The 24,682-nt window shown below is 61.0% G+C and carries 19 protein-coding genes; 12 read left to right on the top strand and 7 right to left on the bottom strand.

Annotated elements, in window-relative coordinates:
- The first annotated feature begins 81 nt into the window (after positions 1 to 81).
- The 3 genes from I2G20_RS01920 (at position 82) to I2G20_RS01910 (ending at position 4,973) form a co-directional block, all read left to right on the top strand.
- On the top strand, positions 82 to 1,311 hold the full coding sequence (locus tag I2G20_RS01920; RefSeq protein ID WP_196258200.1) for a urate hydroxylase PuuD: 1,230 nt from the start codon (positions 82 to 84) through the stop codon (positions 1,309 to 1,311).
- A complete protein-coding gene (gene guaD, locus I2G20_RS01915) occupies positions 1,308 to 2,615 on the top strand; it encodes a guanine deaminase (RefSeq protein ID WP_196257979.1) in 1,308 nt (435 codons plus the stop codon). The genes I2G20_RS01920 and guaD overlap by 4 nt, the downstream gene beginning before the upstream one ends.
- Before the next feature lie 201 nt (positions 2,616 to 2,816).
- Positions 2,817 to 4,973 carry a malate synthase G gene (locus tag I2G20_RS01910; protein ID WP_196257978.1) on the top strand — a complete coding sequence of 719 codons (2,157 nt, stop codon included), beginning with the start codon at positions 2,817 to 2,819 and terminating at the stop codon, positions 4,971 to 4,973.
- Positions 4,974 to 5,016: 43 nt separating this feature from the next.
- Here I2G20_RS01910 and I2G20_RS01905 read toward each other — a convergent pair whose 3' ends face one another.
- From I2G20_RS01905 to ade, 3 genes are all read right to left on the bottom strand, one after another.
- On the bottom strand, positions 5,017 to 6,681 hold the full coding sequence (locus I2G20_RS01905; RefSeq protein ID WP_196257977.1) for a tannase/feruloyl esterase family alpha/beta hydrolase: 1,665 nt from the start codon (positions 6,679 to 6,681) through the stop codon (positions 5,017 to 5,019).
- 119 nt (positions 6,682 to 6,800) lie between these two features.
- Positions 6,801 to 7,133, bottom strand: a complete 333-nt coding sequence (locus I2G20_RS01900; protein WP_196257976.1) for a hypothetical protein — start codon at positions 7,131 to 7,133, stop codon at positions 6,801 to 6,803.
- A 44-nt stretch (positions 7,134 to 7,177) separates the two neighbouring features.
- Positions 7,178 to 8,887 (bottom strand): adenine deaminase, encoded by a 1,710-nt coding sequence (ade, locus tag I2G20_RS01895; protein ID WP_196257975.1) that lies wholly within the window; start codon positions 8,885 to 8,887, stop codon positions 7,178 to 7,180.
- Positions 8,888 to 9,012: 125 nt separating this feature from the next.
- On the opposite strand from ade, the gene I2G20_RS01890 reads away from it, so the two are divergent.
- Complete coding sequence (locus tag I2G20_RS01890; RefSeq protein ID WP_196257974.1) at positions 9,013 to 9,264, top strand: hypothetical protein; 252 nt, start codon at positions 9,013 to 9,015, stop codon at positions 9,262 to 9,264.
- Positions 9,265 to 9,270: 6 nt separating this feature from the next.
- Here I2G20_RS01890 and I2G20_RS01885 read toward each other — a convergent pair whose 3' ends face one another.
- On the bottom strand, positions 9,271 to 10,293 hold the full coding sequence (locus tag I2G20_RS01885) for a LacI family DNA-binding transcriptional regulator (protein ID WP_196257973.1): 1,023 nt from the start codon (positions 10,291 to 10,293) through the stop codon (positions 9,271 to 9,273).
- Between the two features lie 196 nt (positions 10,294 to 10,489).
- Between I2G20_RS01885 and I2G20_RS01880 the strand changes: the two genes are divergently transcribed.
- From I2G20_RS01880 to I2G20_RS01870, 3 genes are all read left to right on the top strand, one after another.
- Positions 10,490 to 12,031 (top strand): sugar ABC transporter ATP-binding protein, encoded by a 1,542-nt coding sequence (locus I2G20_RS01880; RefSeq protein ID WP_343070290.1) that lies wholly within the window; start codon positions 10,490 to 10,492, stop codon positions 12,029 to 12,031.
- Positions 12,012 to 13,049, top strand: a complete 1,038-nt coding sequence (locus I2G20_RS01875; protein WP_196257971.1) for an ABC transporter permease — start codon at positions 12,012 to 12,014, stop codon at positions 13,047 to 13,049. Before I2G20_RS01880 ends, I2G20_RS01875 begins: the two co-directional genes overlap by 20 nt.
- Positions 13,050 to 13,142: 93 nt before the next feature.
- Complete coding sequence (locus I2G20_RS01870; RefSeq protein WP_196257970.1) at positions 13,143 to 14,096, top strand: substrate-binding domain-containing protein; 954 nt, start codon at positions 13,143 to 13,145, stop codon at positions 14,094 to 14,096.
- Positions 14,097 to 14,176: 80 nt separating this feature from the next.
- Here the strand turns inward: I2G20_RS01870 and I2G20_RS01865 are convergent, their stop codons facing one another.
- The 3 genes from I2G20_RS01865 to I2G20_RS01855 all read right to left on the bottom strand — a co-directional run bounded on the left by I2G20_RS01865 (position 14,177) and on the right by I2G20_RS01855 (position 17,337).
- Complete coding sequence (locus I2G20_RS01865) at positions 14,177 to 15,661, bottom strand: alpha,alpha-trehalose-phosphate synthase (UDP-forming) (RefSeq protein WP_196257969.1); 1,485 nt, start codon at positions 15,659 to 15,661, stop codon at positions 14,177 to 14,179.
- Between the two features lie 13 nt (positions 15,662 to 15,674).
- A complete protein-coding gene (gene otsB, locus I2G20_RS01860) occupies positions 15,675 to 16,445 on the bottom strand; it encodes a trehalose-phosphatase (protein ID WP_196257968.1) in 771 nt (256 codons plus the stop codon).
- Positions 16,446 to 16,884: 439 nt separating this feature from the next.
- Positions 16,885 to 17,337: a response regulator gene (locus tag I2G20_RS01855; RefSeq protein WP_196257967.1), complete on the bottom strand. Its 453-nt coding sequence runs from the start codon at positions 17,335 to 17,337 to the stop codon at positions 16,885 to 16,887.
- Between the two features lie 272 nt (positions 17,338 to 17,609).
- On the opposite strand from I2G20_RS01855, the gene I2G20_RS01850 reads away from it, so the two are divergent.
- The 5 genes from I2G20_RS01850 to accC all read left to right on the top strand — a co-directional run bounded on the left by I2G20_RS01850 (position 17,610) and on the right by accC (position 24,547).
- A complete protein-coding gene (locus tag I2G20_RS01850) occupies positions 17,610 to 19,337 on the top strand; it encodes a tetratricopeptide repeat protein (protein WP_196257966.1) in 1,728 nt (575 codons plus the stop codon).
- A 76-nt stretch (positions 19,338 to 19,413) separates the two neighbouring features.
- Positions 19,414 to 20,403 carry an MDR family oxidoreductase gene (locus tag I2G20_RS01845; RefSeq protein WP_196257965.1) on the top strand — a complete coding sequence of 330 codons (990 nt, stop codon included), beginning with the start codon at positions 19,414 to 19,416 and terminating at the stop codon, positions 20,401 to 20,403.
- Between the two features lie 69 nt (positions 20,404 to 20,472).
- Positions 20,473 to 22,005, top strand: coding sequence for an acyl-CoA carboxylase subunit beta (locus I2G20_RS01840; RefSeq protein ID WP_196257964.1), 1,533 nt, complete (start codon positions 20,473 to 20,475; stop codon positions 22,003 to 22,005).
- Positions 22,006 to 22,022: 17 nt separating this feature from the next.
- Entirely contained in the window at positions 22,023 to 22,547 is a 525-nt protein-coding gene (locus I2G20_RS01835; RefSeq protein WP_196257963.1) for a hypothetical protein, read from the top strand.
- Entirely contained in the window at positions 22,547 to 24,547 is a 2,001-nt protein-coding gene (gene accC / locus I2G20_RS01830) for an acetyl-CoA carboxylase biotin carboxylase subunit (RefSeq protein ID WP_196257962.1), read from the top strand. The genes I2G20_RS01835 and accC overlap by 1 nt, the downstream gene beginning before the upstream one ends.
- Positions 24,548 to 24,682 lie beyond the last annotated feature (135 nt).

Here is a 24,682-nt window from a genome sequence, read left to right as displayed (position 1 = left end):
CCTCCCCCCTGAGGGGAGGGGCTAGGGGCGGGGGGAGCGATGCTTGCGATTCCCGCGGAGCTAAACTGGGGCGATAACGATATGACCGACTTCACGATTTTTTGGGAATGGCTGGCGTTTGCCGTACGGTGGACGCATGTGATCGTGGGGATCGCCTGGATCGGCTCGTCGTTTTATTTCATCGCGCTCGATCTGGGGTTGCGCAAGCACGGGAACCTGCCCCAGGGCGTGCTGGGCGAGGAATGGCAAGTGCACGGGGGCGGGTTCTATCACATCAACAAATATGTGGTCGCGCCGCCCGATCTTCCCGAGCACCTCGTCTGGTTCAAATGGGAGAGCTACACCACCTGGCTCACAGGCTTTGCGATGCTGGCCATCGTCTATTATGCCGGGGCCGACCTGTTTCTGATCGACCGGACAGTGATAGACCTGCCGGTTGGCGGGGCTATCCTGCTCTCGATGGCATCGCTTGCGCTGGGTTGGGTTCTTTACGATCTTCTCTGCCGCTCGCCGATCGGGAAATACCAGACCGGATTGATGGTCATGCTTTTCGTGGTTCTGGTCGCGATGGGCTGGGGATATCTGCAGGTCTTTTCGGGGCGGGCGGCGTTCCTGCATATGGGCGCTTTCACGGCGACCATCATGTCGGCCAACGTCTTTTTCATCATCATACCTAACCAGAAGAAGATCGTCGCTGCGTTGAAAGCCGGCGAAGCGCCCGATCCGGCGCTGGGCGCGCAGTCCAAACAGCGGTCGGTTCATAATAACTACCTCACCTTACCCGTGCTGTTCTTCATGCTCTCGGGGCATTACCCGCTGGCCTATGCGACCGAATTTTCGTGGATTATCGCGGGGCTGATTTTCCTAATCGGCGTCCTGATCCGGCATTTCTTCAACACCATGCACGCAACCGGCCACCGGCCTTATTGGACGTGGGCGCTGGCGGCGATCCTGTTTGTGGGGATCATGTGGCTGTCTTCCGCGCCCAGGGTTCTCACCGGTGAGGCGCAGCCCAGCGCCACGGCGCAGCGCTTCATGAGCGATGCGCATTTCGAAGCCGTTTCGGATACGGTTCAGGGCAGGTGTGGCATGTGCCACACCGCCGAGCCGTTCTGGGAGGGCGTGCATATGGCGCCAAGGAATGTGAGGTTCGACACGCCCATCGAGATTGCCGAGCACGCGCGCGAAATCTACATCCAGTCCGGGCGGAGCCACGCCATGCCGCCAGGCAATGTTTCATTGATGACGCCCGAGGAACGGGAGTTGATCGTCGTCTGGTACCAATCGGTGACTGGGGAATCGCGCCTATGAAGGGCAAAATCCTGCGCGGGCGTGTGCTAACGTTTCTCGATGAGCCGCAGGGCGCGGACGATCACGCCTCCTATCGGTATTTCGAGGATGGAGCGGTCGCGATTGCCGGCGGGAAGATTGTTTCCGTCGGCGAATGGTCCGAGGCGCTTAAGCTGGCCATGCCCCATGCCGAAGTGATCGACCACAGGCCCCACCTCATCATGCCGGGGTTCATCGACACCCATATTCACTACCCGCAGATGCAGGTCGTGGGGTCCTATGCCAGGGATCTGCTCGAATGGCTCCACACCTATACGTTCATCGAGGAGCAGCGCTTTGCCGATGAAGGACATGCCGCGCGAATAGCCGCGCTCTTTTTCGATGAACTGATCCGCTACGGGACGACGACCGCCGCGGCGTATTGCACGGTGCATCCGCAATCTGTGGATGCGTTTTTCACCGAAGCCAACAAGCGCAATATGCGCATGATCGCGGGCAAGGTGATGATGGACCGCAACGCGCCGGATGCGCTGCTCGATACGCCGCAGAAGGGCTATGACGAGAGCAAGCGGCTCCTGCACAAGTGGGACGGGTTGGGGCGGCTGCATTATGCCATCACGCCGCGCTTTGCGTTGACCTCGACGCCGGAACAACTCGAGATGTGCCAGGATCTGGCGCGCGAGTATCCGGACGCCTACATCCAGACGCATGTGAACGAGAGTCTTGGCGAGATCGCCTTTGCCAGGGAACTGTTTCCCAACCTGCCAGACTATGTGGGGGTTTACGAGCATTACGGACTGCTCGGGCCCAGAACGCTGCTCGGCCATTGCATCCATATGACGGACCGGGAAATCGCGATCATGTACGAAACCGGCTCGGTGGCCGTTTTCTGCCCGACCTCGAACCTTTTCATCGGCTCGGGGCTATTCGACCGCGAGCGGATGCGGGCTGGCAATGTGCGGATTGCAGTGGCCACCGATATCGGGGGTGGCACGAGCTATTCGATGCTGCGCACGCTCGACGAAGGCTACAAGGTCTTGCAGCTCAGGGGCCAGCGGCTTTCGCCCATCGAGAGTTTCTACATGATGACGCTCGGCAATGCGCGGGCGCTTTCGCTCGAACACACCATCGGCACGCTCGAACCCGGCGCCGATGCCGATATCGTGGTGCTCGATGCGCGGGCCGTGCCGCACATGGCGCTCAAGATGGAATGCGTTGAAACGCTTCCCGAGGAGCTGTTTCTGCTCCAGACTTGCGGAGACGACCGGGTGGTGGCCGAGACCTATGTCGCCGGCGAGGCAGCCAAGCGCGTTTCCGCATCGTGAAAGGAATTTGCGTGGTACGTTGGCTCGGCCGGTGCCGATGTGTAGGGCTGGCATCGCATAACCTAGCCCCTCCCTCCCAAGGAGGAGGAGAATCCTCCCGGTGCTTTTGGCAGGTACTGCCGCGAGCTCGAAACGGTCCCTTTCCCCTTGAGGGGGAAGGGCTAGGGATGGGGCAGCGGAGACAACCAAGGAGGCAGGGTAATGAGCACATACGTCAATCGCGCCGGGCTGCAGGTCGATGGCCGGCTTGCCGACTTTATCGAAGGCGAGGCGATGGCGGGGCTGGCCCTCGATGCGGATGCCTTCTGGAGCGGATTTGCAGGGCTGGTCGCTGCCTATATGCCGGGGAACCGGGAACTGCTCGATATTCGCGACCGGATGCAGGCCAGTATCGATGATTGGCACAAGCAGAACGGGCCTGTGGCTTCAGACCCCGAGCGATATATCGCGTTCCTCAAGGAGATTGGCTACCTCGAGGAGGAGCCGGACGATTTTCGCGTCACGACCGAGAATCTCGATCCCGAGATTGCCTCGATCTCAGGCCCGCAGCTTGTGGTTCCGGTGTCGAACGCGCGCTATGCGCTCAACGCGGCGAATGCCCGCTGGGGCAGCCTTTACGATGCTCTTTACGGTACCGATGCAATTTCGCAGGACGGCAATCTGGCCGTCGGCAAGGGCTACAATCCCGAGCGCGGGGCTGCTGTGATTGCCAAGGCGGCTGCGTTTCTCGACGAGGCCTTTCCACTCTTGGGCGTCAAGCACAGCGCAGTGACGCGCTACGGCATTGCCGAAGGAAAGCTGGTGATCGAAAGCCAGGACGGGCCGGTCAAACTGGCCTATCCCGAGAGCTATGCGGGCTATGCCGAGGATGACGGCAAGCTCCGCATTCTGCTGGTCCACAACGGATTGCATGTCGAACTGGTCATCGATGCGGGCCATCCGATCGGTGCGACCCAGCCTGCGCATCTGGCCGATGTCATCGTGGAGAGCGCAATCAGCACCATCCAGGACTGCGAGGATTCGGTGGCGGCGGTCGACGCCGAGGACAAGGTCGTGGTCTATCGCAACTGGCTGGGCCTGATGAAAGGCGATCTCGAAGACACGTTCGAGAAGGGCGGCAAGTCGATGACGCGCCGACTCAATCCCGAACGCGTCTATACTGCGCCGGACGGCGCGGAATTGACGCTCAAGGGTCGGGCGCTGCTGCTGGTGCGCAACGTCGGACACCTGATGGCGACCGACGCCATTCTCGATGCCGAGGGCGAGCCCATCGGCGAGGGGATCATGGATGCGATGGTGACGACGCTTTGCGCCATGCACGATCTGGCGCGCCGGGCAAACTCGAAGACCGGTTCGATCTACATCGTGAAGCCCAAGATGCACGGGCCGACCGAGGTGCTGTTCGCCTGCAATGTGTTCGGCGAGGTCGAAAAGATTCTCGGCTTACCGGCCAATACCATCAAGATCGGCATCATGGATGAGGAGCGCCGGACATCGGCCAACCTCAAGGCGTGCATTTATGCAGCGCGCGAGCGGGTGTTCTTCATCAATACGGGCTTCCTCGACCGCACGGGCGATGAAATCCATACCTCAATGGAAGCGGGCCCGGTGCTGCTCAAGGACCAGATCAAGGCCGAGCGATGGATCCAGTCGTATGAGGACCGCAATGTGACCATTGGGATCGCCTGCGGACTGCCGGGCAAGGCGCAGATCGGCAAGGGCATGTGGGCCCGGCCAGACGACATGGCCGAGATGATGAAGCAGAAAATCGGGCATCCCAAATCGGGCGCCAATTGCGCGTGGGTGCCGTCACCCACGGCGGCGACACTGCATGCGCTGCACTATCACGAGGTCGATGTGTCCGAGGCGCAGAAGCGTCGTCATAACGAGCCGATCCCGCCGCTCACCGACCTTTTCTCGATGCCGGTGCTCGACGCAGCGGGCCTTTCGGCGGCGCAAATCCAGCGCGAGCTTGAGAACAATGCGCAAGGCATTCTTGGCTACGTCGTGCGCTGGATCGATCAGGGGGTCGGGTGCTCGAAGGTGCCCGACATCAACAATGTAGGGTTGATGGAGGATCGCGCCACCTGCCGGATTTCCTCTCAGGCCATTGCCAACTGGCTCTGGCATGGGGTGGTGACGCAGGACGAGGTGGTCGCCACCTTCACGCGCATGGCAAAGGTGGTCGACGAGCAGAACGCGGGCGATCCCCTCTATGAGCCGATGGAGTCCGATCCGGAAAACTCGGTCGCTTTCCAGGCGGCGCTGGCGCTGGCGCTTGAAGGCACCAGCCAGCCCTCGGGCTATACCGAGCCGATTCTCCACGCCAGGCGGCGGCAAAAGAAGGCCGGAGCATAGAAAGAGCCCGCCGGATTGGCGGGCCCTTGTTTCTGTTCGACGATCACTCGCAGGTGAAGCTTTCGTGGCTGTCCTCGTCTGCGCCGGTGTAGCGCGCAACAGCGGGGTAGACACAGAGCTTGCGCGTGACGCCGACGAGTTCGGGGACGTACTGGTTGTCCGGCGTCGCGGTGGCGACGAGATAATCGGGTTCATTCCCGTTCTCGACCCAATCGACCAGCGCGCTGAAGGCGTCGAACTTGTCTGTAGCGGGGCTGCCCGAGCCGTGGCCCATGCCGGGGACGGTGTAGAGCTTTGCGAAACTGCCAGCATTACCGCCGTTGTTTTCGTCAAGCATTTCATACCAGTCGATGGTGTCCATCACCGAAAACACGGGATCGGAGACGCCGTGGAACACGATCATCCTGCCTCCGGCGTCGCGAAAATCGGCCATCACGGGATTGTGGGCATCGAGCGGCGTCATAACTTCCATCGGGGAGGCAAAGTCGCCATCCGAAGCGGAAATGCGTTGGGGGTCGGTGTCGAAATCATAGTCGAGCAGGAATTGCAGGAGAGAGTCCGGGTCACCGCCGATTTCGAAGGGCGGTGTGGAAAAGATCGTCGAAAGCGAGGCCGAGCCCATCGTTGCGATCAACGGCAGGTGGTCCCAGGGCGGGATCGGGCTTTCGAGTTTCCAGAAGCGCCAATCGCCAGTGGCGATCCCACGATCCCACGCCCAATTGGTATAGAGCTGTTCGCCCGCGGAATTGGTGGGGCCCGCATGGATTTGAACCAGCGCCTCAACCTGGGCTGCGCTTAGGCACTGATTTGTGCTGCCCGGCTCGCAGACGAGTGTTGATGGATCGAACGCCGCTTGGCAGGCGTGCATGTCGTTTATGATGCCATCTTCGAGGCCGTCGAGCCCGTCACAGGCAGCAAGAACGGCATCGGCGACAACGTCGAGCTCGCCGGGAGCAAAGGCGGTCCGTACGTCGCCGTTGATGGCGTGGAACGCTTGCACGTCCCAGGCGTGCTGGACTGCGGCTTTCGGCAGGTTGAAGCCGGGATAGCCGGCGAGGATGCCATCGAAAGCGTCGGGGAGTCTTGTTGCCTGGACCATGGCGTGGCGCCCGCCGTTCGAGCCGCCAACGCCATAGCTAAAGGCGATTTCCTCGCCGTAATAGGTTTCGACCATGACGACCGCTGCGGGATTGAGCTTTGCAACGGCGCCATAGCCATAATCGGCGCGAGCTTCTGGATCGAAGCCGAATAGCGAACCGCCGATGAGCCCGGCTTCGGGGTGGGCCGAGCCGTCATGACCGGCATCGCTGGAAACCACAGCATAACCGCGTGACAGTGCGGTGTCGGATGGGTCGCCCGTCATCAGGCCGCCCAGGGCGGGAACCACGGCACCGTCGTTACCGCCATTGAACTGGTGGACGAACCGCCCGTTCCAGTCGTCGGGCAGGCGCAATTCGAACGATACCGCGTAGCGGTTGCCGTCGATGCCGGTGCGTTCGGCGACATGCCCGCGGACAAGGCAATGATCGAGCGGCGAATCTTCACCCGCCGGCATTGCTTGCGCTTCTGTTACGACAAGATCGGCGATACCGAAATCATGCGCCGTGATATCGGTGCATTCGAGTTCCTGGGCGTGTGCGGGTGCCGCAGCGATTCCTGCCGACAGCAATGCACAGAGCGCTACGGCGCTCCTGACTTGCAATCTCATGGCTTCCTCCTCTTGCACATTCCGTGCCCGTCTATTGTTATGCCAAATAACCTTATTGGCAAGCTTGAACGATTTAGCCGTTCTCAACGGGGAAGGGCGGCCTGAAAAACCATCTGGCTTCAGGTTGGCGGCGGGGCTTCTCGACCCCTCTTGTCACGACGAGAGCGGCGCCAGAGCTTCCATTGGCGCTCGCCCCGCAACAGGGTGGCACTCATGGGTCTCTGCAGGAAGGGCAGGTCGATGGCCAGCAGGAGGAGGCCCAGTGGGAGCATCCAGATGCCGAGGATCGGCAGAAAGGCGAGCAGGCCGCCGATGACCAGCAATATGCCCAGGGGAATCCGGATCAGCATCGCCCAGGGCTGGCGCAAGACGTAAAGCACCATTGCAAAGCGGGGAAACCGCTCCTCCAACCGGAGGAACATGCGCTCGAGACGGGAACGTTCTTTGTCCATGCCTTAGAAGATAAGCCCGACCGCAGGCTTATCAAGGTGGATGGTCACGTTACAAAGTCGAACTTGTCGACATCGAACATGCCCCTGTCGGTCATCTTGAGGTGCGGGATGACGGGCAGGGCGAGGAAGGCAACTTGCAGGAAGGGCTCAGGCAGAGTGCAGCCTATGGCCTTTGCCGCGCGGCGCAGGTGTTCAAGGTGCTCGGTAACGATCTCGAAGGGCTCGGTGCTCATCAGGCCCGCGATGGGCAGGGCGAGGTCGGCGGTGATTTCGCCTTCGTCGGCGACGGCAAATCCGCCACCGATCTCGATGAGCCGATTGACGGCGAGCGCCATGTCTTCGTCGGTAGCGCCGATGACGGTGATATTGTGGCTGTCGTGCCCGACCGATGAGGCGATGGCCCCGCGCTTGAGTCCGAACCCCTTGACGAAGCCGCGTCCGATATTGCCGTTGATGCCGTGACGTTCGACCACGGCGACCTTTATGACATCGGCCTCGGTATCGGGCTTGAGCCCGAATTCGTCCGAGGCAAGACTTGCGGATTCGCGGAATGTGAGGATCAGGCCGGGCTTGACGCCGATCACCGGGATTTCGTTCTTACCCATCGGCGGCTCGGTGATGAAGGCGGCAGCTTCAAGGGGCTTTGCCTTGACGGAGTCCATCCCCACCGGTTCGACAGGTGCTCGGGTAGACCAGATTTCGGGCGTCACCAGCCGGCCGCCGGCGATCACATCGGACACGCGGCAGTCATCAAGACTGTCGACCAGCGCGATATCGGCGCGCCAGCCGGGGGCGATGAGGCCGCGGTCGCGCAAGCCGAATATGCGGGCTGCAGAGTACGAGGCCGCGCGATAAACGTGATGGAGCGGGCGGCCCTTGGCGATGAGGCGCCGGATGGAACTGTCAAGATGGCCTTCCTCTGCGATGTCGAGAGGGTTCCGGTCATCCGAGCAGAGCGCCATCATTGTGGAGGTGTTTTCATCGAGCACTTCGGCAAGGGCGTTGAGGTCCTTGGAGACTGAACCCTCCCGGATCAGAATGGCCATGCCCTTGGCCAGCTTCTCGCGGGCTTCGGCGGCGCTCGTCGCCTCATGGTCGGTGCGGATACCGGCGGCGAGATAGCCGTTAAGATCGGTGCCCGAGAGCAGCGGCGCATGGCCGTCCATATGCCCATCCTGAAAGTCCTCGAGCTTTTTCAGAATGTCGGGATCGCAATTGAGCACGCCGGGGAAATTCATCATCTCGGCCAGGCCGATGACCTTGGGATGGCCACGGAAGGGCCGCAGGTCCTCGATTTCAAGTCGTGCTCCGGATGTTTCGAAGGGCGTTGCCGGCACACAGGACGAGAGGTTTATCCGCACATCCATGATCGTCTCGTCGGCGCAATCGAGGAAATAGCGAATGCCCTCAGTGCCCAGCACATTGGCAATCTCATGGGGATCGCAGATGGCGGTCGTAACGCCGTGGGGCAGCACGCAGCGATCGAATTCGTGGGGCGTGACGAGCGAGGATTCAATATGGAGGTGGGTATCGATGAAGCCGGATACGGCAAAACGTCCGCCGCCATCGATCACGGTGCGGCCCTTGTAGTGGGCGTGGGTGCCCACGATCCTGTCGCCGACAATGGCAATCTCGGTTGGGGTGACCGCTCCGGTAATGACGTCGAGCAGCCGGACATTGCTGATCACGATGTCGGCAGGTTCGATGCCGCGCCCCGCACGGATCATGCGGGCGAGATTTTCTGCGTTGGTCATCGACCACCTCTTTTTTGCTTCAGGGTCGGCTCAAGCCCGGGAATGGTCAAGAGATTTTGCGCGTAGCGGGGAACGCCCCCGGCATACGGTGCGTTGAATCATCTGAACGAAGAAGCGAGGGACCCATGAACGATTCCAAGCCCGACCTAACCACGACCGAAATGCGCCAGGGAAACCGGCGACGGATGAACCTGCGCGTCCTTGTGATCGGCATTGCGCTGGTCGTCATCGGTTTTGCGTTGGCGTTGTGGTACAATACGGCCATGAGCCCGGGCACCGTCACGACGACCGGGGCTGGCGAGACGCTCGAGGAAACAATGCCGGGCGAAACGCTTGAAGAACTGCCTACCCCGGCCCCTGTTTCCCCCGGTCAGTAGAAACGGCTAATCGCGGCGTAGCGCGACAGAATTTCTCAAGATCAGCTCGGATCGAAGCAGAATCTCGCGCTTCTGAACGTCCTCGCCTTCGAGCATGGCGAGGAGCAGGTCCATGCTTGCCTCCCCGATCTGTAGCCGGGGCTGTTTCATGGTGGTTAGCGAGGGGGTGACGAAGCTCGCGTAGGAGATGTCATCGAACCCCATCACGGAGAAATCGTGCGGCAGGTCATATCCGCGGGCGCTCAAGGCGATGATCACGCCGAGGGCAGTGGCATCGTTGACGCAGAAGAAGGCCGTGGGCAACTGGTCCCGCACGAACATCCGCTCGGCGGCGCCGCGTCCGCTCTCGGTCGTCCCGTCCGCTTCGAGCACGAACCTCTCATCGATCGCCACGCCCGCGCTTGCCAGCGCAGTCCGGTAGCCGCGTTCGCGTAGCATCGCGACGGCGCGGTTCGTGGATTTTCCGATGAAGGCGATGCGTGTGTGGCCCTGACTGATGAGGTGATCGGTCGCGACGCGCGCACCCTCGAAATTGTCCACCCCCACGAAAGGGATCGCCGCATAGGGCACGGGCTCGTTGACGGCGACCATGGGCGGCATGCGCGTGACCGGGCCGGCAGCTTCGAGTCCGTAGGGCAGGTGGCCCGTAAGCAGGATAATGCCGTCCGCCTGGTTGGAACTGATGAACCGCAGATAGTTGGTTTCGCGCTCGGGATCGTTCTGGGTGTTGCCGATCAGGATGCCGTAACCGCGCTTGGAAGCCTCGGTTTCGAGGCCGACGAGAATGTTGGAGAAGTTGGGATCGCCCACGTCTGGTGCGAGGATCAGGATCATGTTTGCGCGCCGCATCCGCAGGCTGCGCGCCATCGCGTTGGTGGTATATCCCGTCTGCGCAACCGCATCGAGAATCTTGCGCCGTGTCGAATCGGCAACCTTGCCTGGTTCGTTCAGCGCCCGGCTGACGGTCGCTATCGATACGCCGGCTATCAAGGCGACATCCTCGATCGTCGCCGGCTTTGTCGCGCTCAAGCTTCCCTCACCCCCGCCGATTTCCCCGGCATGCCCTTCTTGGGCGGCTCTGTAACCGACCGCCGGGTTTGGCGGCAAAGTTATACAGTTCCTGTGTTGTGTAAACCTTTACATGCCGTATGAAAAGGTTTACATAAATTTCCGTTACGGGGCACGCGGCGGACAAACGCCCGGTCTTGAGGGAGGATATTGGGTAGTGGGTGAAGCCGTGCCGTCGGCCGAGGAGCCTATCCTTGCAGCCAGCAGGATTTCAAAGAGCTTTGGAGAGGTGCCTGTCCTCTTCAGCGTGGATTTCGATGTCCGCGCGGGTGAGGTTCATGCGCTGATCGGGGAAAACGGCGCCGGCAAATCTACGCTCATCAAAATTCTCTCAGGCCTCGAAGCGCCGACCTCCGGCACCATCCTGCTTGACGGGCAAGCGACAGATTTGCCGCGTAACGGCGAGGCCGAGGCGCTGGGTATCGTCGTCATCCACCAGGAACTCAATCTTGCCGAACATCTGACGGTGGCCGAGAGCATTTTTCTTGGCCGCGAGTGGACGCGGTGGGGTTTCGTGCGGCGGACCGACATGCGCGAGGAGGCCAAGCGCATCCTCGATGGGCTTCATGTTTCGATCGACCCCGACGCACGGATCAATACGCTTTCAGTCGCCGACAAGCAGATGGTCGAGATCGCCAAGGCGATCAGCCGCGACGCGCGCGTTCTGATCATGGACGAGCCGACAGCAGTGCTCACGCCTGCCGAGACGGAGTATTTCTTTGCGCAGGTCCAGCGGCTCAAATCCAAGGGCGTGGCCATCGTCTTCATCTCGCACAAGCTCGACGAGGTGATGAAGCTTTCCGACCGCATCACGGTGTTGCGCGACGGTCAGCTGATCGCGACGGTCGAAACGGGCGACCTCACGCCCGATTCCATCGCCGAAATGATGGTGGGGCGCGAGCTTTCCAATCTCTATCCGCCCAAGCAGGAGCCCGATTTCGATGCACCTATCGTGCTCGAGGTGGAAAAGCTGACGGCACCCGGTGTGCGTAATGTCAGCTTTTCGCTGCGCAAGGGCGAAATTCTGGGCTTTGCAGGTCTGATCGGGTCGGGGCGGACCGCGGTTATGGAAGCGATCGTCGGGCTGCAGGGGCGCAGTGGCGGCAGCGTTTCAGTCAGGGGGCAGCCGGTCGAGTTCAAGACGGTGGCTGAAGCCCTACGGGCGGGGCTCGTCTACATGACCAAGGACCGGAAGGGTAAAGGCTTGCTGCTCAATATCGGGCTGCAACCGAACCTGACACTTCTGACCCTCTTCCGGCATATGCGCGCCGGGTTCCTTGTGGAATCGAGCGAGGTCGAGGCGATGGAGCGCGCAACGCGGCGCTTTGACATCAGGGCGCGCGATGCTTCTGTCCGCGTCGGGCAGCTCTCGGGCGGCAACCAGCAAAAGCTGATGCTGGGCAAGGCAATGGAGTCCGATCCCGAGATCATCATCATCGACGAGCCCACGCGCGGCATCGATGTGGGGACCAAGCAGCAAATCTATCACATCATCGCGGCCCTCGCCAAAGAGGGCAAGTCGATCATCGTGGTGTCCTCCGAGATGCAGGAGGTCATCGGGCTGGCCCATCGCGTCGTAGTCATGCGCGAAGGGCGCAGGACCGGCACGCTCGAGGGCGCCGAAATCACCGAAGGAGAAATCATGCGATATGCCGCAGGGCTCAAGGGGGACAGGGAAGATGACCGTGCAAGCGCATGAGGGCGTCAAGCCTGCCCGCAAGAAGTTCATGACGCTGGACTTTCATACGCTAGGGCCATTGTTGGCGCTGATCGCGCTCTGCATTTTCGGGTTCTTGCTGAACCCCGCCTTCGTCTCGGAAGGTAACATCACCAATCTGCTGACCCGTTCGGCATTTATCGGCATTATCGCGGTGGGTGCGACGTTCGTTATCACCGCCGGCGGGATCGACCTTTCGGTCGGGTCCATGGCCGCGGTGATTTCCGGCGTCATGATTATCGTCATGAACAACGCCATCGGAACAATGGGCGTTGGCGTTCATATCGTTCTGATCGGCTGCGTTGCCTCCATTGCCCTTGGTCTGGCCGCCGGGTTCCTCAACGGCTTCATGACAACCAAGGGCAAGATCGAGGCATTCATCGTGACGCTCGGCACGATGGGCATTTATCGCTCGCTGGTCACCTATTTTGCCGATGGCGGGACGCTCTCGCTTGCGTTCGATGTCCGCGACGTCTACCGCCCGGTCTATTACGGCAATATCCTGGGCATCCCCATTCCGGTGCTGGCCTTTGCAGTGGTTGCGATCCTGGGCTGGGTGCTGCTCAACCGCACGGCCTACGGGCGCTATTGCATGGCAATCGGCTCCAACGAGACCGTTGCACGCTATTCGGCCATCAAGGTCGACCGGGTGCGGACGCTGACCTATGTCATCCAGGGCTTTTGCGTCTCGATCGCCACGATCATCTATGTGCCCCGTCTCGGTTCGGCCTCATCTTCGACCGGCGTGCTGTGGGAACTCGAGGCCATCGCGGCGGTCATTATCGGCGGTACGATGCTGAAGGGCGGTTACGGGCGCATCGGCGGCACCGTGGTTGGCGCCATCATGCTCACCACCATTGGCAATATCCTCAACCTCACCGACATCATCTCGAACTACCTCAACGGCGCGGTGCAGGGGGTCATCATCATTGCAGCTGTCTGGCTGCAACGCGGCAATCTCACCACGCTGAGCCCGTTCCGGCGCAAGCGAGCGAGCTAGCCCTATAAGGAATTCCGCCCACGGGATTGGAGCCCGTGGGCGGTGCAAACACCCATTGGACAACCCGGGTGTATAACAACGGAGGACTATAGAATGCAGCTTCTCAAGAAGATAGCCGCGCTGGCGGTCGGGAGCGCGATGGCGCTCTCCGCACCGGCGATGGCGCAGGACAACATCACCATAGGCGTTTCCATTCCGGCTGCCACGCACGGCTGGACTGGCGGTCTCAACTGGCACGCCGCTCAGGCGCAGGCCCGCCTTCAGGCGGCCCATCCCCACATCAACATCGTGTTGGTGACCGCGGACGGCCCGGCGCAGCAGGCAAACGATCTCGAGGACCTCGTTTCGATCCACAATATTGATGCGCTGGTCGTGCTGCCGTTCGAATCCGAGCCGCTGACCGATCCCGTTCGGCGCGTCAAGGAATCGGGGGCGTTCGTTACAGTGGTGGATCGTGGACTGTCGCAGGACGGCATCCAGGATGTTTACGTTGCCGGTAACAACCCCGAACTGGGCCGGATTTCGGGCGAATACTTCCTCACCCGGCTTGGCGATGGCGACAATATCGTGATCCTGCGCGGGATTCCGACTGTGATCGATGATGAGCGCTTCAACGCCTTCATGGAAACGATCGAAGGGTCCGGCATCAACGTTCTCGACCACAAGCACGCCAACTGGAACCGCGACGACGGGTTCGAAGTCATGCAGGACTTCCTCTCGCGCTTCCCCGACATCGACGGCGTATGGGCACAGGATGACGACATCGCGCTGGGCGTGATCGAAGCTGTCCGGCAGGCCGGCCGTACTGACGAAATGTTCGTCGTCGGCGGGGCGGGCATGAAGGAGGTCATCCAGATGGTGATGCAGGGTTCGGAACTGATCCCGGTCAACGTCCTCTATCCGCCAGCCATGATTGCAACGGCGATGGACGTCACGGTGGCACACTTCACCTCGAACGGTCCCGTGACGGGCGAGTATATCCTTGGAGCTCCGCTGATCACGCCCGAGAATGCAGAGCAGTATTACTTCCCGGATTCTCCTTTCTGATCTCCGGTAAGCATGTACCAAAACGCGAAAGGCGGCCGGAAGGCCGCCTTTTTTTGTGGGTGGACAACCGAAGTCGCCCCTTAGCCGAAAACCGAGCGGAGCCAGGGGGGCAGAAGCGGCGCGCGCGCGGTCGCGTGTCCTGAGGCTAGGCTCCCTGCCGCCAGCATGGCGCGCTCCTGGGGTTCATGGCTTGCCTCAGCGGCCCGCGTTCCTGCGAGCGCATCAAGATAGTTAGCGGCCCAATGATCGACATTGTGCGCGCGGGCGGTTTCCATGAGGCGCTTCCAACGGGCCTTGCGCTCATCGAGGGGCATGGCGATCGCTTGGCGCATGGCCTCGGCGGTTTCGTCAGTGTCGAAGGGATTGATAAGCAAGGCTTCATGGAAGAGTTCTGCGGCTCCCGCAAATCGCGAGAGCACGAGAACGCCGGGATCCTCGGGGTCCTGGGCGCCGATATATTCATGGGCGACAAGGTTCATGCCATCCCTCAGCGGCGTGACGAGGCCCACACGTGCCAGGCGGTAGAGACCGGCGAGTGAGGCTTGCGAATAGGCGCGCTTGACATAGGTGATGGGCAGCCAGTCCGGCTCAGCAAATCGTCCGGTCAAGCGTCCGACGGCGGCGTCCAACTCGTCGGAAATGACCTGGTATTCCTTGATCGTGTCGCGTGAAGGCGGGGCGATCTGGATCATGTGCACCGTGCGGCGCAGGTTGGCATTATTCTCGAGCAGCTTTTCATAGGACTGGACGCGCTGCGGAAGCCCTTTGGAATAATCGAGCCGGTCCACGCCGAGAAGAACCGCGCGGCCATTCATGGCGCGGGCAACGCGCTTATGCATTTTCTGCGCATTAGGGCTGGTCGCCAGCCTGGCAAAGGCGTCAGGGTCCGAGCCAATCGGGAACGCGTCGAGCACAGTATTGCCGAGATCGATGACCACGGGGATGCCGCCCGCTTCCTTGTACATCTGCTCGTGAGCGATGAATTCATTGAAGGCCGCGACGTCACGCTGCGCCTGGAACCCCACAAGGTCGTAGGTCACAAGATCTTTGAGCAGTTCCTCGTGATGAGGAATGGCATGCAGCGCGTCCGGTGTGGGGAAGGGAATGTGCAGGTAAAAGCCGATCCGGTTCCGCACGTTACGGCGGCGCAATTCCGAAGCCAGCGGGATCAGGTGGTAGTCATGGACCCAGATGATGTCGTCGGGACGCAGGTGCGGTACCAGGGCATCTGCAAATTGCGCATTAACGCGCCGGTAGCCTTCGTACCAGTGCGACTGGATGTCCGTAAGGTCGAGACGGAGGTGAAAGGCCGGCCAGAGGATCGAGTTGGAAAATCCGGCGTAATAAGCCTTGTGGTCTTCCCGCGTAAGATCGATCTGCGCGATATCGAGCCCGTCGATAGTTTGGAATTGCGCTTCCTTTGCAGGTTTTTCCGCAAAATTGCCGGACCACCCCAGCCAGAAGCCGTCGCGTTCGGAGAGCGTTTTTTTGAGCGCAACGGCCAGTCCACCTGCTGCCGGCGCTTTTCCTGGGGTTCGGTTGGAAACAATAATCAGCCGCGTCATCTGGTTGCCCCTTTTAGTTCGTCTCTTGGGTGTCGTCGGCTTCGCCGTCCGCGAATGCCTCGAGAAGTTCGTGTACCGCTCCCACATCGGGGAGCCGGAAGCGGGCTGCCGTGTCGCCCTCGCCAACTTTTATGCCGATCCCTCCCATTGCGTTGACCGCGCGAAAGCCATCCTCGTCGGTCACATCGTCGCCGATAAATACCGGCGTCCGGCCGCTGAATGGAGGCTCCGCCATCAGAGCAGCTATTGCCGTGCCCTTGTCGGTCCCCGCCGGCCGTGCCTCGACGACCTTCTTGCCGTCGATCATGTGGAAATCAGCAGTCTCGGTGAGGGCTTGGGCCATCTCGGCGCGCACTTCGTCGCCGCGTTCAGGCGCGGCGCGGTAATGGACGGCAACGCCGGCGGGCTTGCGCTCGATCAGTATGCGCTCGTCCTCGCCGAATTTGCGGGCCATGAGCGTGCTAATCGCTTCTGCGGCGCCAGAAAGGTGGGCCGGCGGTTCGACCGTTTGGCCGCGATGGCGGCGTTCGAGACCGTGGCTGCCAGAAATTGTAAGGGTATGTGCCGATAGAAAACGGTCGATATCGCCGATTGTCCGGCCTGTGACGAGGGCCAGGGCGCCATCGAGCGAACGTTCAAGAGAAACAAGTCTGTCGATCAGGGCTCCCGGCACGTGGATGGCATCGGGCTGTGGAGCGATTTCGACCAGCGTCCCGTCGAAATCGATGAATAACGCCACCGGATCGGTATAAGCCGACAGTATGGCGGAGATGGTATTTGTCATATCCTCTGGAATTGGCCTTTTCCCGGGTAACTCCTAGAGGGAACGCCAGCGATAGTGATCGGTTCCATGTATCCCGCGGGTAACGTTGCCTGCATCAAGCATTATGGCAAAGCGATGCCGAGTTGGTAACCGGTACCAGTGCATGGCGGGTACCCGGTCAGTGCAGCCGGTGAGCAACGAGCGGTGTCTGCCGGGATGATTTGGGGAGAGGGTCGGGAACGCAAGTACCCAAGGAAATCCTTGTCCCTCTCCCCAGTGTTGAAAGACCCGTGACCGAGGACGCGGAGGTTCGGGTCTTTCGCTGCGGCCAGGGAGGGGCAAGCCGCAGCATCGGTCCCTAGGGACCGAATTGAGCGGGAGGAATGAAAACCCAATGGCCATTGGGGGGACTCATTAGAGGCTCATTCCTCCCTATCGAGCGAAGCCGGGGACGCGGTGGCTAAGCCCGAATGGGCCAGGTATCGGTTTCCCGTACCCAGAAACTGGAAATCTGCGCGACTTCGCGCCGATAAGCGTTGCGATCGGGATGACGTTCGAACACAGCCGCGGCACCGGCTTCGATCAGGCGCTGCTGCTTTTCCGGCGTGATCCCGGCGGCGAAAACCGCAACCGGAATTCCCGCGGCCTTGGCCGGCAAACTGATCTGCTGGAGAAAGTTTTCGTTGGCGCTTGAATGCGACTTGAGGTCGACGACGATCAAGTCGGGGACGGATGTATCGCGGGCGTCGAACGCGGATTCAAGTGCGATGATGGCGCGGTCGGCATCTCCAAGCCACTTCACCTGCACCACCGCACCGGTATCGTGCAGGGTGCGCGCGAAAAGGTCGGCGGAATGAACATGGTCGTCCACCAGTGCAAACACTGGTGCGCCGTCTTCTTGAAGATCGTACATTGGCCCCAATTCCAGTAACAGCGACCGACCGGGACCAGATCCGCGGACCTTCGCTGTAAGCTTGATCTTAGATGAATTAAAACGGGGGCCTCCGCCAAGGTTCCCGTGTTCCTTCGTCCGGACGGACGCAGCAAAGCGAACGCGTTCCGGCACAACGCGCATATGACCGCTGAAACGATAAAGCGCCATGTTATCCATGGTAATTTGGGGTAATCCGAAGCTGCGATTTACATGTAAAACGGGAGGGGCTAGAGTTCGTCTGGGAGGATCCGATGGTGGTGGCGGAAGACCCCGGCGAAGCCGATGAAGCCGATGTGCGGGCCGCGCTCGAGGAACTGCTGTCGTGGGGTCCGATGCGCCGGTCGCCCCAGCTTTCCGCATTTCTCCGCTATGTTGTAGAGGCAACCCTGCGGGCCGAAACCGCGTCTATCAAGGCTTACGCCATCGCTGTTGACGTTTTCGGGCGGGGCGAGGGCTTCGACCCGCAAGCCGACCCGATCGTGCGGGTGCAAGCGCGGAGACTCCGGGGGCTGATTGCAGATTTTTACGCCAGTGGCAGCGCCCGGGCAGCGGTGCGGATCGACCTGCCGGTCGGGAGCTATATCCCCACCTTTGCGCCGCTTGACACTGTTCCCGATGCGTCTCGGAGCACGGAAAAAGAAGAGGACGAGGTTCCGCCCCCCGCTGCGCCCGCGCGCAATATCTGGATCTTCGGGATCGTCGCCGCGGGGCTGCTACTCTCGGCTGTGGTTTTCTGGCCGAGCCTTTCGGAGCGAACGGCACCGTCTCCCGGCCGCCAACCGGCGATGCCTCTCGTTATTGTGGAGGAGTTCGAGAATCTGGCCTCCGATACGCTGGGAGCTCCGCTTGTTGCCGGTCTTGCGCTAGAGGTGGTGACCGATTTCAATCAGTTTCCCGATGTTTCAGCGCGCTATGGAGGCGCCCAGGCCGAGGTTCTGCCTGCCGACGTCGCAGGTGGCCGGCCGGTCTATCTGCTGTCCGGCGTCGCGCGGCGGGTTCCGGGGGGAATCCAGTACGGGGTTCTGGTCGCGGAGGGAGCGACCGAGACGGCGCTGGCTGCCGTGGATGTCACCGTGCCTCTTGTCGATGGTCAACCGACCATGTCGCTTGACGATATCTCGCAGTTCATCGTGTTTCGGCTCGCCAGCCCGCGCAGTATCCTTCATCGCCCGGCGCGCGATTGGCTGGCCCGGGAGTCCGGCCCCGTGACCGGGCTCTATCCCTGTGTCACGCTCTTCGGGCTTTATGTCGAGCGCCGCAGGGAGGCGGATGGCGCCCGAACCCATGAGTGTGCCAGGCGGCTGGCCGACGAGCATCCGATTGGGAGGGCAATCCTGGCCAGCATGCAGGCAATGGATGCCTGGCGGATTGGACCGGATACCGAGGAGGGCCGGAATCTCCTGGCCGAGGCGGAAGCGCTCGCGCTTGCCGCACGCGACGCGGAGCCGACCAGCGGCTTTGTGTGGGCGGCGATGGGGCAGGTGGCTTTCATGCGGGGTGACCTGCCACTGGCGCGGGATCGGTTCCACTCCGCGCTCCAACTCAATCCCGCTGGCGTTGATATCGTGGCGGGGTATGCGCAGGTGCTCGCTCGAATGGGCAACTGGCCGGCTGCAATGCGTTATTTCGAAGAGGCACAGTCCGCAGAGCCTGAGCCGCCGGCCTGGTATTATCTGACTCCTGCGCTTCATGCGCTCCGGGGAGGCGACTATGCGCAAGCGATCGCATTTGCGGAGCGTACCATCGGACTCGTTCCCGATACCAGCGCCGCCATTCTCGTGGCTGCCGGAGGCGCGATGAGGGATGTCGATACGGTGAACGCCCATCTGCCAAGGCTGCTCGCGGGGCAGAGGTTTCGGCGTCTGGGTATCTTGCCGGCGCTGCGCTATCAGATTTCCGACCCTGAGTTGCTGCGGCAGTTATCCGGAGGAATGTCGATTGCCGGGGTGCCGCTCGACAGGCTTGCCCGCCCCTTCTGAACGACCTTTTCCAATTCGATCTGGACGACTTGCCGAAATCGCTCTCTGATGGGCGCAACAATCGGGAGGTTCAAACATGACCTTTACGGCGCTGGTCACTGAAAGGCGTGAAGACGGGGGGATCGCGAACACCGTTACCCATCTCGAGGAGTCCGCGCTGCCGGAAGGCAATGTGTTGGTCGGCGTCGAATGGGCGGGGTTCAACTACAAGGACGGATTGGTTCTGGCCGGACAAGGGGGACTGGTCAGGCACTATCCGCATATCGGAGGTGTGGACTTCGCGGGCCGGGTAATCGAGAGTTCCGATCATCGTTATCATCCCGGGCAGGCCGTAGTGCTCACGGGTTGGCGGGTGGGTGAATGGCATTGGGGCGGGTTCGCGACGCGCGCGCGCGTCAACGCGGACTGGCTCGTGCCTCTCCCTAAAAAGCTTTCGACACGCGATGCGATGGTGCTGGGGACGGCCGGGCTGACAGCAATGCTGGCAGTCAATCGGCTGAAGGCGGAGGGTGTTTCTCCTGCCGGCGGGCCGATTCTCGTTACAGGCGCAGGGGGAGGGGTCGGATCCATTTCCACCCTGCTGCTCGCACGCCTTGGCTATAAGGTCGATGCCATGAGCGGGCGACCTGAGCTTGCCGGACCGCTCAAGGCGCTGGGCGCGACAGATGTCGTCGGCCGGGATGTACTCGCGCCGAGCGGAAAAAAGCTCCTGCCGACGCGGTGGGCCGGGGCCATCGATAGCGTGGGCGGGGCGCCGCTGGGCGAGTTGCTCAAGCAGATCAATCCGGGCGGGTGCGTGGCGTCGGTGGGGCTGGCGGCAGGCGATAGCTGGGATGCTAGTGTCGTTCCCTTCATCCTGCGCGGGGTCACGCTTGCCGGTATCGACAGTGTCATGCAGCCGTTCGCGGCGCGCGTTTCCGCCTGGGATCGGCTGACGAGCCTCTTTAGTCCCGCCGTTTACCACAGCATGGTGCGCGAAGTCAGTCTCGCCGAACTTCCGGAAATCGGGAACGCCATCCTCAAAGGCGCGATACGGGGCCGTGTTGTCTGCAAACCGGGCGCTTAGGCTGCGGCCAAAAGGCTCTCGCAAAATCGGCAAATCGCGCTAATCTGCCCGGTAATTGCGGAGGGGTATATGCAGGAAGTCATAGACGCGCTTGAGTTGCGGCGTGAACATGCGCGGCAGGGCGGAGGCGCCAAGCGTATCGAGGCGCAGCACGCCAAGGGAAAGCTCACGGCGCGCGAGCGCATAGACGTCCTGCTCGATCCGGGCAGTTTTGAAGAATACGACATGTTCGTCACCCATCGCACCCGCGATTTCGGGATGGACCAGCAGATCATCCCCGGGGACGGTGTCGTGACCGGTTGGGGCACGATCAACGGGCGGCTCACCTACGTTTTTTCGCAGGATTTCACCGTCTTCGGCGGCTCGCTCTCGGAAACCCACGCGCAAAAGATATGCAAGATCATGGACCTTGCGGTGCAGAACGGTGCGCCGATCATCGGGCTTAACGATTCCGGGGGTGCGCGGATTCAGGAGGGCGTCGCTTCGCTCGGGGGCTATGCGGAGGTCTTCTGGCGCAATGTGCAGGCTTCAGGGGCAGTGCCGCAGATTTCGGTCATCATGGGGCCTTGTGCGGGTGGGGCGGTCTATTCGCCGGCGATGACGGACTTCATTTATATGGTTAGGGACACGAGCTATATGTTCGTGACCGGGCCGGATGTGGTGAAAACCGTCACAAACGAGACCGTGACCCATGAGGAACTGGGCGGGGCCTCGACGCACACAAAGATTTCCTCGGTTGCCGACGGCGCGTTCGAGAACGATATCGAGACGCTGCTCGAGGTCCGGCGCCTGTTCGACTTCCTGCCGCTTTCTGCCCGGGAAAAATCGCCTCGGGTGGCGACAAATGATCAGGTCGACCGGCGCGAGGACAGCCTCGATAGCCTTATCCCGGCGAACGCCAACCAACCCTATGACATGCGCGAAGTGATCGAGAAGATCGCCGATGAAGGTGATTTTCTCGAACTGCAAAAGGACCATGCGGGCAATATCCTGATCGGGTTCATGCGGCTCAACGGGCAGACGGTCGGGGTGGTCGCCAACCAGCCACTGGTGCTGGCGGGGTGTCTCGATATTAATGCGTCAAAGAAGGCCGCGCGGTTCATCCGCTTCTGCGACAGCTTCGATATTCCGATCCTGACATTGGTCGACGTACCGGGCTTTCTGCCGGGCGTGGCGCAGGAATATGGCGGGATCATCAAGCATGGCGCGAAATTGCTGTTCGCCTATGCCGAGGCGACGGTACCGAAGGTGACGGTGATTACTCGCAAGGCCTATGGCGGGGCGTATGACGTGATGGCCTCAAAGCACATTCGGGCGGATGTGAACTATGCCTGGCCGAGCGCGGAAATCGCCGTGATGGGCGCCAAGGGGGCGACGGAAATATTGTACCGCTCCGAGCTTGACGACCCCGAGAAAATCGAGACGCGGACGCGGGAATATGAGGAGAGGTTCGCCAACCCGTTCGTGGCGGCGGAGCGCGGGTTCATCGACGATGTGATCATGCCGCACAACACGCGGAGAAGGGTGGCGCGGGCGCTGGAGACCTTGCGGAAGAAGAAGGTCGAGGGGCCAGTGAAGAAGCACGGGAATATTCCGCTGTGAGGGAAATTCCAATTCAAATGGCATTTGATCCAGACGTACGCCTTATCCAACAGGCGCTCGAAACTTCTGATGAAATCGGTAGAATAATTCGCGCTCACTTTAGTGTGGAGATTCAAATCAACGAATTTATCAAACGATATTCATCTGCGAAGGTAGACGAACGCACTTCCTATTCTGCTAAAGTGAATTTGTTACGTGCAATGAATGTACCGAACGGGATTTGTTTGGCGTCATCAAAAATAGGAAAATTGCGGAACGAGTTAGCCCATAAACATCGTACTGAAACCGACTTAGTCGAGAAATATAGCGATGATTATCTGGATTCGGTCGCTCAGATTGTTCCAGCGTTTAAAGTTTTTCACGGTGATATTGGATTACTCGATGGGAGTGGACGATACCAACTCAACTTTGAGCAAGCCAGTCAATCTGAACGTGTAGTAATTGCTTCAGGTTTTTTTGCAGCGATTATCGGTGTGCTGCCGAAGTTGTATCAATTTCAGAAACCACTTCCGATCATCCGCATGGCTGGAGTGAACCTGTAATGTTCCCCAAAATCCTCATAGCCAATCGTGGCGAGATCGCCTGCCGGGTTATCAAGACTGCCCGCCGTATGGGCATATCCACCGTCGCGCTTTATTCGGATGCCGACAAGGATGCGTTGCATGTGCGGATGGCGGATGAGGCGGTTTATATTGGGCCGTCTCCGGCCAGTCAGTCCTATCTCGTGATCGACGAGATTGTTGAGGCGTGCAAGGCGACCGGGGCGGTGGCGGTGCATCCGGGGTATGGGTTTTTGTCCGAGAATGCCGCGTTTGCCGAGCGGCTGCGGCAGGAGGGGATTTACTTTGTCGGGCCGCCGGTGAAGGCGATCGAGGCGATGGGGGACAAGATCACGTCCAAGAAGCTTGCCGCCGATGCGGGGGTTTCGACCGTGCCGGGGCATATGGGGCTGATCGAGAGTGCGGCGGAAGCGGCCAAGATTGCCAAGAAGATCGGCTATCCCGTGATGATCAAGGCGTCTGCCGGGGGCGGGGGCAAGGGGATGCGCATTGCGCGCAATGACAAGGAGGCCAAGGAGGGGTTCGAGCGCGCGAAATCGGAGGCTGCGTCATCGTTCGGGGACGACCGGATTTTCATCGAGAAGTTCATAGAAGAGCCGCGCCATATCGAAATTCAGGTGCTGGCGGATTCACTGGGCAATTGCATTTATCTCGGCGAGCGCGAATGCTCGATCCAGCGGCGCAACCAGAAGGTCATCGAGGAGGCGCCCTCGCCGTTCCTCGATGACGAGACTCGGAAAAAGATGGGCGAGCAGGCCGTCGCGCTGGCGCGGGCGGTCAACTATGTGAGCGCGGGGACCGTCGAGTTCATCGTCGACAAGGACCGCAATTTCTATTTCCTCGAAATGAACACCAGACTCCAGGTCGAGCACCCGGTGACCGAACTCGTCACAGGCATCGACCTCGTGGAGGAGATGCTGCGCATCGCCGACGGTCAACCGCTCTCGCTCGGGCAGGAGGACGTGCAGTTCAATGGCTGGGCCATCGAGGCGCGGATTTACGCCGAGGACCCCTACCGCAATTTCCTGCCATCGACAGGGCGGCTCAAGCGCTACCGCCCGCCGGTCGAAGAGGCTTCGGCCAATCTCGTCGTGCGCAACGACACCGGCGTTTTTGAAGGCGCGGAGATCAGTCCCTATTACGACCCGATGATCGCCAAGCTTATTACATGGGCTCCTTCGAGGTTGCAGGCGATTGATGGACTGGCCGTGGCACTCGATCAGTTCGATATCGACGGGGTGGGGAACAATATACCTTTCATCGCCACCGTTCTGCAGCAGAACAGATTCCGGGACGGCAAGCTCTCGACAAACTATATCGCCGAGGAATTCCCTGGAGGGTTTGCGGGGGCGACGCTCGGAGATGACGACATGCTGGCGCTGGCTGCGCTGGCATGCCGCGCGGCGTTCCAGCTCGAAACGCGTGGCTTTGAGGGGCAGGGACGGCTCACCAGCGAGCACGTCACTGCCGAACGTTCCGTCCTCATTGGCGACAAGCGGTGGGATTTCTCGATTCCGAAGTCCGGCGAGGCCTTCGTGCTGATGACCGATGACGGTCAGGGCCTGCTCATTGAAGACGGCTGGCAACCGGGAGCAAGCATCGCTGCTTCGGAGATCGATGGGCGGACCATTCATGTGCGGATGGACCGGGTTACTTCCGGCTTTCGCATGCGCTATCGCGGGGCGGACCTTGTCGCGCGGGTCGTGCTGCCCCATGTCGCCGATTTGATGAAGCATATGCCAGTCAAGTCTCCGCCCGACATGAGCAAATTCCTGCTCTGTCCCATGCCGGGGCAACTAATCCGCCTCGATGTGGCAGAGGGCGATATCGTCGAAGATGGCCAGCCGCTCGCGATCGTCGAAGCGATGAAGATGGAAAATGTCCTGAAGGCCGAGCGGCGGGCAAAAGTCACGAGGGTCAACGTCGCCGAAGGTGCCGTGCTGGCGGTGGACGCGGTGATCATGGAATTTGAGGCGGTGTGATGGGCCGGCGGCGAACCCCCACCCCCCGCCCCTCCCCTCAAGGGGGAGGGGGGCCGCATTGCGGGTGGGGTAGATATCTGCCAGGCGCACGAAACCGATTCCCCTCCCCCTTGAGGGGAGGGGCCAGGGGTGGGG

The organism is Pelagibacterium limicola (genome assembly GCF_015694405.1).
In the GTDB taxonomy this organism is placed as follows: Bacteria; Pseudomonadota; Alphaproteobacteria; order Rhizobiales; family Devosiaceae; genus Pelagibacterium; species Pelagibacterium limicola.
This window is presented reverse-complemented; position numbering and strand designations above follow the sequence as displayed.